Below are 9,271 nucleotides of genomic sequence, written 5' to 3'. Positions count from 1 at the left end.
TCATATGCTGATTATACTCTTACTGCTAAGAGCAACATGGAATCCTTCGTAGATTCCTTGGTTGCTCCTTTAAGCTTGCTTAATGCATTAGTCATTGCTGTTGGTATCAAAGAAAAAAGAAAAGTTGCTTCAACCTTTGGTAAACTTGAAGATATTTGGGAGAAGTATAAAGTGTATTCCTAAGACAAAATAATAATATAACTATTAATTTATTATCATAAATAGAAGGATTTCGGCAAAACATATAGAATATCTTAATAGAGTTAAAGTTATATTATGGAATTTAAAGCAGACCCACTGCTTTAAATAAAATATATGTTATTAGGAGGTCTATTTAAATATGGCACACCAAGATAATTTAAATCCGTTCTTAAACGCACAAAAACAGGTTAAAGAGGCGTGCGACAAACTAGGTCTAGAAGCAGATGTTTATGAAATTTTAAAACAGCCTTTGAAGGTTCTAGAAGTTGCTATTCCTGTAAAAATGGATGATGGTTCTGTAAAAGTTTTCATAGGTTACAGAGCACAGCATAATGATGCCGTTGGTCCTTTTAAAGGCGGTGTAAGATTCCATCCTAATGTAAATAGAGAAGAAGTAATGGCTTTATCTATTTGGATGACATTTAAATGCTGTGTAACAGGTATACCTTATGGCGGAGGTAAAGGTGGCGTAATAGTAGATCCTAACACTTTATCAAAAGGAGAATTAGAGAGACTATCAAGAGGTTATATTGACGCAATACACAAAATATTAGGCGAACAAGTAGATGTTCCTGCTCCTGATGTTGGTACTAACGGTCAAGTAATGGCTTGGATGGTTGATGAATATAACAAATTAGTAGGCAGAAGTGCCCTAGGAGTTATAACTGGAAAACCAGTAGAGTTCGGTGGTTCAAAGGGCAGAACAGCTGCTACAGGTTTTGGTGTTGCTGTTACAGCAAGAGAAGCAGCTAAAAAGTTAGGAATAGATTTTAATGGTGCAACTATAGCATTACAAGGAATTGGAAATGTTGGAAGCCATACAGGATATAACATGGAAAAACTTGGCGGTAAAGTAGTTGCTGTTTGTGAATGGAACGGCTCTGTTTACAAAGAAGATGGATTTGACATGCATGCATTAGTTGACTACATGAGGAAGAATAAGACCATTGTTGGATTCCCAGGCTCAAAAGAGATAACAAAAGACGAATTCTTCTCAATGCCTGTAGATATTTTAGTTCCCGCTGCATTAGAAAACGAAATAACCGGAGAAGTAGCAGAAAAAATTCAAGCTAAATTAGTATGTGAAGCAGCTAATGGACCTACTACTCCTGATGGAGACGAAGTTTTAAATAGAAGAGGCATACTGTTAACACCTGATATTTTAACTAACGCTGGTGGCGTAACAGTTTCGTACTTTGAATGGGTACAGAATCTATATGGGTACTACTGGACAGAAGAAGAAGTAGAAGAAAAAGAAGAAAGAGCAATGGTTGAAGCATTCAATGCTATATATAAGATTAAAGAAGAGTATAATGTTCCAATGAGAACTGCTGCATATATGCATTCTGTAAAGAAAATTGCAGCAGCAATGAAGATTAGAGGTTGGTACTAAAATAAACATATCATAGAAAAACCTGTTCACTGAACAGGTTTTTTTATGATATGTTTAAAACTATATATGACAAGAATAAAAGGCATTTTTTTAATAATACTTTGGTTATAGGATATTTTAATTATATGATATAATGTAAGCAATTTTATAAATAGGATGAGGTATTTTATGAAGTTTGATGTTGTTGTTATAGGCGGCGGACCTGCTGGAATGATGGCAGCAGGAGTAGCTGGTTCAAAAGGGAAAAAAGTTTTGCTTATAGAAAAAAATGATAAATTAGGCAAGAAACTATTCATTACAGGAAAAGGTAGATGTAACCTATCAAATTCTGCTGATAAAGAAGAATTTATTACACATATAACTCGAAACTCTAAGTTCTTATTCAGCGCCTTTAATAACTTTTTCAATGATGATTTAGTGGATTTTTTTAATAAATTAGGTTTGAAAACGAAAGTCGAAAGAGGTGGAAGAATTTTTCCATTATCTGATAAATCCAGTGATGTTATAAAAGCCTTGGAAAAGCACTTAAGAAATAATAATGTTGCGGTAAGGCTCGGTACTAAGATAAAATCAATTATTGCTGAGAAGGATGAAATCAAAGGCTTAGAACTTGAAGGTGGTTTTATATATTGTTCATCCGTTATTATTGCTACAGGAGGCTTATCTTATCCTCTAACAGGCTCAACAGGCGATGGCTATGAGTTTGCTAAAAAGCTTGGACACCAGATTACAGAATTAAGGCCATCTTTAGTACCATTAGTAGTTAAAGAAGAATTTATCAAGGATATCCAAGGTTTATCCTTAAGAAATGTATCCGTTAAAGCAATATGCGACAATAAAGTGCTTTTCGAGGATATTGGAGAGATGTTATTCACTCATTATGGTTTATCTGGGCCTTTGATTCTATCAGCTAGTTTCTATATCTCTGAAAAAATATATAAGAATAAACAGACATACATAATGATTGATTTGAAGCCTGGATTAACACACGAAGAGCTTGACAGGAGGCTTTTAAAGGATTTTGAACTATATAAAAATAAATATTATAAGAATTCATTAGATGATTTACTCCCCAAAAAGCTGATTCCAGTAATCATAAAACTTTCAGGCATACCAGAAGATAGGCAGGTTAATCAGATAACAAGGGAAGAAAGAAGGTTTATTGTAAATCTGCTTAAGGGCTTGTCATTTGAGATAATTGGTACAAGACCTATATCAGAAGCAATTGTTACATCCGGAGGTGTGAATATTAAAGAGGTTAACCCTAAAACCATGGAATCAAAAATTGTTAAGGGATTGTATTTTGCAGGAGAGATTTTGGATATAGACGCTTTTACAGGCGGATATAATTTGCAAATTGCATTTTCTACAGGTTATACAGCAGGCTTAAATTGTTGATTATAAACTGGAATTTTTGAGCATCATAATAAAGACATTAAATTCTTTTGGGGGATATATTATGAGCTCAAGATTGGATAAAAAGAAACTTCAATATATTCAGTGGTGGGAAAGCATAGGGAAAAAACTAAGAAAAGTCCTTACCCTATTATTGTCTCTAACTCTATTTATCCAGTCTATTATTGCTCTGGATTTAGATATTATACCTTTAAATTCTACTATAAAGCTTGAAGGAGAGGCAATTATTGAAAGTTATCACTATGAATCTAAAGGTGTGATAAGATTAAAAGCAGAAAACAATATGGATGTATCGAAAATTAAGATATACATAAACGGAGAATTGATAAAAAATGAGGGAACAGAAATTATAGATTTAAATGTGTACAATGATAATGTAATTGAAATTGATGGGACAGGTTTGAATAAAGAATTAAAAATAATGATATTAGATACTACGGAAAATGTAATTTTCCCCAAAACAGGCATGATGTATAATATAGTGGGTAATATAGTTACCATCGGGAGAGTGAAGCTTAAATAGGGGGTTGTTGTTTTGAAATATAAAGTTATTGCTATTGATGGTCCTGCAGGCGCAGGGAAAAGCACTGTTGCAAAAAGATTGTCTATAAAACTTGGTTATACGCATATCGATTCAGGGTCTTTATTTCGGGCTATAACATACATAGTTATTAAGTTAGGTATAGATATCAATGATGTTGAGGCTATTATCCATCATACAAAAAATTCAACAATAGATTTTATGAATAACAGCATCTATTTAAATGGTGTTGATATAAGCGCAGAAATAAGGGAGAATACTGTAAACACCAAAGTATCATATATAGCGATGATCCCTGAAATAAGGGATATTGTAGTCAACATACAACGTAAAATAGCAGCAAATAAAAATGTTGTTGTTGATGGAAGGGATATTGGGACAACGGTTTTTCCTAGGGCATTTATAAAGTTTTTCTTAACTGCTTCTATAGAGGAAAGAGCCAGAAGAAGATATAATGAACTTTTAGATAAAGAGAAATTTACTTTAGAAGAAATTAAAAAGCAAATTATTGAAAGAGATTATATAGATACCAATAGAGAAGCCTCCCCCTTAAGACAGGCTGAGGATGCTATTTTAATTGATACAAGCGGTAAAAATGTTGATGAAGTTGTATCAGAAATGTTATATTATATTTCTATAAAGGGGGAAGTGTAGAATTGTTTTATAATATAATTAAATTCATATTAAAACCGTTATTTAACTTATTATATAGTGTTAAAATTGAAGGATTAGACAATCTTCCACAAGATGATGGATATATAGTATGCGGAAATCATGCTAAAGCTATTGACCCTATTCTTATAGCAGCTAATCTGCCTAAAAAGGTTAATTTTATGGCTAAAAGTGAACTATTTTCTAATAGATTTTTTGGATATATATTAAGTAATTTAGGTGCTTATCCGGTTAAAAGAGGTCAAGCGGATTTAAAGAGCATAAAGATCTCGCTAAAACTCCTTCAAGAAAAACAAAATATTGGTATATTTCCTGAAGGAACAAGAAACAAAACTGGAGAACTAAAAGCTGAACCGGGCATCGCAATGCTGGCAATAAAATCAAAATGTCCTATTGTGCCTATATCAATTAACACTAACTATAAGTTCTTTAACAAGACAATAATAAGGGTGGGTAAAACAATATTTCTTGACAAGTATTTTGATTTAAAACTAAAAAACGAGGATTATACGAATATTAGTATAGATATTATGAAAACAATTAGAAATTATGGGTGATATTATGAAAATAATTTTGGATAAGAATGCAGGATTTTGTTTCGGTGTAAAAAATGCTGTAGCCCAAACATTAAAGACCATAGAAAATAACAAAGAAAAAAGAGTATTCACTTATGGACCATTAATCCATAATAAACAAGTTACAGAGGATTTAAGAAACAAAGGTGTAATAGAGATTGAGAGTCTTTTAGATGATATTGATAAGGATTCATTAATAATAATAAGATCTCATGGAGTGCCCAAAACGGTTCTAGAAGAAATGAACTCAAGAGGATTAAGTACTGTAAATTGCACATGCCCATTTGTTTCAAGAATTCATAAAATTGTTGAAGAGAAACATGCCAAGGGTTACAAAATAATAATCGCTGGTGATAAAAACCACCCTGAAGTTATTGGCATTAATGGATGGTGTAATAATGAAGCTGTCGTAATAGACGATGAAAAAATGGTGGACAAACTCTCTTATTATGATAAAATATGTTTAGTTGCACAAACAACATTTTCTAAAAATCTTTGGCATAGAATTAAAGAAAGGGTTAAAGATAAATTTAAAGATGTAGAAATTTACGATACTATATGCAGTGCTACAGAGAATAGACAAAAATCTGTAAGAGAATTAGCACAAAATGTTGACACAATGATAGTTATTGGTGGTTTCAATAGTTCAAATACTATAAAGCTATATGAAATCGCTAAACAGTTTTGTAATAATACCTACCATATAGAAACTGCCAAGGATTTGCCAAAAGAAAAGCTCATGAAGGCGGAAACAGTTGGAATAACAGCAGGAGCTTCAACGCCTGATTGGATTATTAAGGAGGTTATAAGAAAAATGCAAGACTTTAGTAACGAAAACATGATGGAGGAATATGAAAAAAGTTTTAAATCTCTTCATCCTGGTGAAACAGTAAAAGGTACTGTAATATCTTTAAATGATGAAGAGGTAATTGTAAATATAGGCTATAAGGCTGACGGAATAGTTAAAAAAGAAGATTTAACTTGGGATATGGATTTAAAAGTTTCTGAACTAGTGAAAATTGGTGATGAAATTGAAGTTAAGGTTGTTAGCATAAATGATGGAGAAGGCAATGTAGTATTATCTAAAAAGTTAGTAGATGCTGAGAAGAACTGGTATAAACTAGAATATGCCTTTAATGAAAAGACTTCTGTACCAGGTGTTATAAAAGAAATTGTAAAAGGTGGAGGTATTGTAGAGGTTTATGGAATAAGAACTTTTATGCCTGCATCCTTATTTGATTTAAAATACGTCAGTGATCTAGAGTCTTATAAAAATGACAAAATAAATGTTAAAATTATTGAGTTTGACAAAGATAATAAAAAAGTGATCGTTTCCAGGAAAGACTTCTTATTAGAGGAAAAAGAGAAAAAAGCAAATGAATTTTGGGCTAGTGCAGAAGTTGGACAAAAAATTGTGGGTGAGGTAAAAAGGATTACTGATTTTGGAGCTTTTGTTGATGTAGGTGGAGTAGATGGTTTAATCCATATTTCTGAATTATCATACTCAAGAATAGACCATCCATCAGAAGTTGTAAAACCTGGCGATAAAGTAGAAGCTGTAATACTTGCTCTAGATAAAGATAAAAACAAAATTTCATTGGGCTTAAAACAAACAATGCCGGAGCCCTGGTCTACAATAGAAGACAAATACAATGTAGGAGATATTATTGATGTTAAAGTTCTTAGATTTGCTCCCTTCGGTGCTTTTGTAGAGGTTGAGCCTGGAGTAGATGGGTTGATACACATTTCCCAAATATCAGATGAAAGAATAGCAAAACCGTCTGATGTGCTGACAATAAATCAAATTGTAAAAGCTAAAATTATTGATATAAATATTTCTGAAAAGAAATTAAGCCTAAGCATGAAAGAAGTAGAACAGTAAACATTTATAATATTGGATAAGTAAAAAATATGTCAATCTTGCTTTTAAGTTAAGATTGACATATTTTTTATAATTTTATTATTTTCATGTATTAATTTTAAAATATTGTAAATAATACTTAATGACCTCACAAAATACATTGAGACCCCCTTTACATTCTGTTTTCGTGATATGTTCACATATCACGACTTTTTTTTATGTAATTTTTGTGTTAGAATTGGGTCAAATGAAATAAAATTGCTTGCGAGGTGTCTTCTATGCTAATCGGGTATGAAGAATTTAAAGAAAAAATATTTAAATTAACAAATATAAATCTATCATGCTACAAAGAAAGACAAATGAAAAGAAGAATAGATTCATTGATCACAAGAAATAATTTTAATGACTATGATTCATATTATAATGCTTTATTAAAAGATACTCGTTTATTCAATGAGTTTATAAATTATTTAACAATTAATGTATCAGAATTTTACAGAAATCCTTCTCAGTGGGAGATTTTAGAAAAAGAAATAATACCCAATCTATTATCTAGAAAAAAGAATTTAAAAATATGGAGCGCTGCCTGTTCCACAGGAGAAGAACCTTATTCTCTGGTTATGTTACTAAACAAGTTTATGGATTTAAAAGATATAAAGGTCTATGCCACAGACATTGATGATGATGCCTTAAATAAGGCAAAAATAGGAGTTTATAGTGATAAGAGCTTAGCAAATCTCCCGAGTGAATTCATAAGCAAGTTTTTTATTAAAAATTCTACTACATATAATATAAAAGAAGAAGTAAAAAAATGTGTTGAGTTTAAAAAACACAACCTTTTGATGGACAAGTATCCAGGTGATTGTGATATTATAACATGCAGAAATGTATTAATCTACTTTACTGAAGAAGCAAAGAACAGCATCTATGTGAAATTTAGTAAATCACTAAGCCCTGAAGGAGTATTGTTTGTCGGAAGCACAGAACAAATAATTTCAGCACAAAAATATAACCTTGAGCCTATGAAAAATTTCTTTTATAAGCTGAAAAACAAGTAATAAAAAAACAGAGATTTCTCTCTGTTTTTTTCTTTTATGGTGCCTTGGGGCGGAATCGAACCACCGACACGAGGATTTTCAGTCCTCTGCTCTACCGACTGAGCTACCAAGGCATATATATGGTGGGCCTTCAGGGACTCGAACCCCGGACCAACCGGTTATGAGCCGGTTGCTCTAACCAACTGAGCTAAAGGCCCTTAGCAGCAACATTATTAATGTTACTACAATTTTAATTACATGTCAACATAATAATCATGGAATTAATTAATATTTTGTACCATTTTGATTATATATTATCGCTAGAATAAATATAATGTAATGATGTATCATATGGGAGTTGATATAATTGGTTAGTTGTTTAACACATATATATAAAGATTCAAATATGACTTTTCTTGAACAACTTGAAATTGAAAAAATACTAAAACAATATTCTTTAAATGTAATTAACATTCAAAAAATAAGAAGTGTCTACAAAATAAATACACCTAATGATTGTTATTGCCTAAAAAAAATAGGTAATGGGGAAAAGAGAGCAATAAAAAGTATAAATATTATGGAATACTTAAGGATGAAAGGTTTTAATAAAGTAGCTAAACCAATTCGCAGTATTTCAGGTGAAATGATTATTCAAAGGAAGAATTCTACCTACTATTTAACTAATTGGATCAATGCTGATGAAGTCAATTTTAATGTATCCGAACACATAATCGATAGTGTTACATTATTAGCAGAATTTCACAACAAAGCAAAAGGTTTTTATTCTAAAAAAATAAAAATTAAAAATAATATTGGGAAATTACCAAAAATATTTAGCGACAAACTAAATTCATTAAACAGTTTCAAAGATTACCTTAAAAACAAGGATAATAAAAATGATTTCGACAATTTATATTATAATAATGTTGACTATTACATAAATCAGGCTCAACAGGCTTTAAATATTTTGAGGAACTCTAACTACAACACACTTTGTGAAGAATATAAAAAGGAAATGTATTTATGTCATAATAGCTTTTACTATCAAAATATATTAAAAAGCGAAAGCAATGGTTATTACATAATAGATCTTGAGAGCTGTCTCTACGACATACCTGTCATTGACTTGGGAAAATTCATTAGAAGAATAATGTGGCGCAAAAGTTTTTTATGGGACTTTGACATGTGTAAAGCATTGATTTCTGAGTACGATAGTATTAGAAAAATCAGTGAAAAAGAATATAAAATCCTGCTGGCAATGCAGATATTTCCATATAAATTTTACAGACTTGGAAGAAAAAAGTATCAAAAAAAGAAAAAATGGAAGGAAGATAGGTACTATAGAAAACTAAATAAGATATTGAGATACCGAGAAGCCAAGGAAATTTTTATTGAAAAGTTCATAGAAAATTACTCTATCAAAACATAATGGTCGGGGCAACAGGATTTGAACCTGCGGCCTCTTGGTCCCGAACCAAGCGCGCTACCAAACTGCGCCATGCCCCGAAAATCTATTTTATATATTATACTTTAATTTAAGTAAAGTCAATAGATTATTCTTAGTGTTAAATTGTC

At 31.3% G+C, this 9,271-nt stretch carries 8 protein-coding genes, 3 tRNA genes and 1 pseudogene; 9 read left to right on the top strand and 3 right to left on the bottom strand.

The features are described 5' to 3' along the window. The 8 genes and pseudogenes from ACESM9_RS06330 to ACESM9_RS06295 all read left to right on the top strand — a co-directional run. Positions 1-183, top strand: a pseudogene (locus tag ACESM9_RS06330) (N-acetylmannosamine kinase); the annotation flags it as partial. A gap of 157 nt (positions 184-340) precedes the next feature. Further along, a complete protein-coding gene (locus ACESM9_RS06325) occupies positions 341-1,594 on the top strand; it encodes a Glu/Leu/Phe/Val family dehydrogenase (RefSeq protein ID WP_372996413.1) in 1,254 nt (417 codons plus the stop codon). 168 nt (positions 1,595-1,762) lie between these two features. Further along, entirely contained in the window at positions 1,763-2,992 is a 1,230-nt protein-coding gene (locus ACESM9_RS06320; RefSeq protein ID WP_372996411.1) for an NAD(P)/FAD-dependent oxidoreductase, read from the top strand. A 61-nt stretch (positions 2,993-3,053) separates the two neighbouring features. Further along, the gene (locus tag ACESM9_RS06315; protein ID WP_372996409.1) at positions 3,054-3,533 is read left to right on the top strand and encodes a hypothetical protein; all 480 of its coding nucleotides are present in this window, start codon (positions 3,054-3,056) and stop codon (positions 3,531-3,533) included. Between the two features lie 12 nt (positions 3,534-3,545). Then, entirely contained in the window at positions 3,546-4,205 is a 660-nt protein-coding gene (gene cmk / locus ACESM9_RS06310; RefSeq protein ID WP_372996407.1) for a (d)CMP kinase, read from the top strand. 2 nt (positions 4,206-4,207) lie between these two features. Beyond that, positions 4,208-4,780, top strand: a complete 573-nt coding sequence (locus ACESM9_RS06305; protein WP_372996405.1) for a lysophospholipid acyltransferase family protein — start codon at positions 4,208-4,210, stop codon at positions 4,778-4,780. Further along, complete coding sequence (locus tag ACESM9_RS06300) at positions 4,773-6,680, top strand: bifunctional 4-hydroxy-3-methylbut-2-enyl diphosphate reductase/30S ribosomal protein S1 (RefSeq protein ID WP_372996403.1); 1,908 nt, start codon at positions 4,773-4,775, stop codon at positions 6,678-6,680. The genes ACESM9_RS06305 and ACESM9_RS06300 overlap by 8 nt, the downstream gene beginning before the upstream one ends. Before the next feature lie 257 nt (positions 6,681-6,937). Next, on the top strand, positions 6,938-7,717 hold the full coding sequence (locus tag ACESM9_RS06295; RefSeq protein ID WP_372996401.1) for a CheR family methyltransferase: 780 nt from the start codon (positions 6,938-6,940) through the stop codon (positions 7,715-7,717). A gap of 37 nt (positions 7,718-7,754) precedes the next feature. Here the strand turns inward: ACESM9_RS06295 and ACESM9_RS06290 are convergent. Then, positions 7,755-7,830, bottom strand: a tRNA-Phe gene (locus ACESM9_RS06290). Between the two features lie 7 nt (positions 7,831-7,837). Continuing rightward, positions 7,838-7,914 (bottom strand) — tRNA-Ile (locus ACESM9_RS06285). Between the two features lie 188 nt (positions 7,915-8,102). On the opposite strand from ACESM9_RS06285, the gene ACESM9_RS06280 reads away from it, so the two are divergent. Continuing rightward, entirely contained in the window at positions 8,103-9,125 is a 1,023-nt protein-coding gene (locus ACESM9_RS06280; RefSeq protein ID WP_372996399.1) for a CotS family spore coat protein, read from the top strand. Here the strand turns inward: ACESM9_RS06280 and ACESM9_RS06275 are convergent. Next, positions 9,126-9,202 (bottom strand) — tRNA-Pro (locus tag ACESM9_RS06275). Positions 9,203-9,271: the final 69 nt, after the last annotated feature.

Origin of the sequence: Lutispora sp. (assembly GCF_041687175.1) — a bacterium.
In the GTDB taxonomy this organism is placed as follows: Bacteria; Bacillota; Clostridia; order Lutisporales; family Lutisporaceae; genus Lutispora.
Note: the sequence above shows the minus strand (reverse complement) of the source record. Positions and strands in the feature narration are given on the sequence as shown.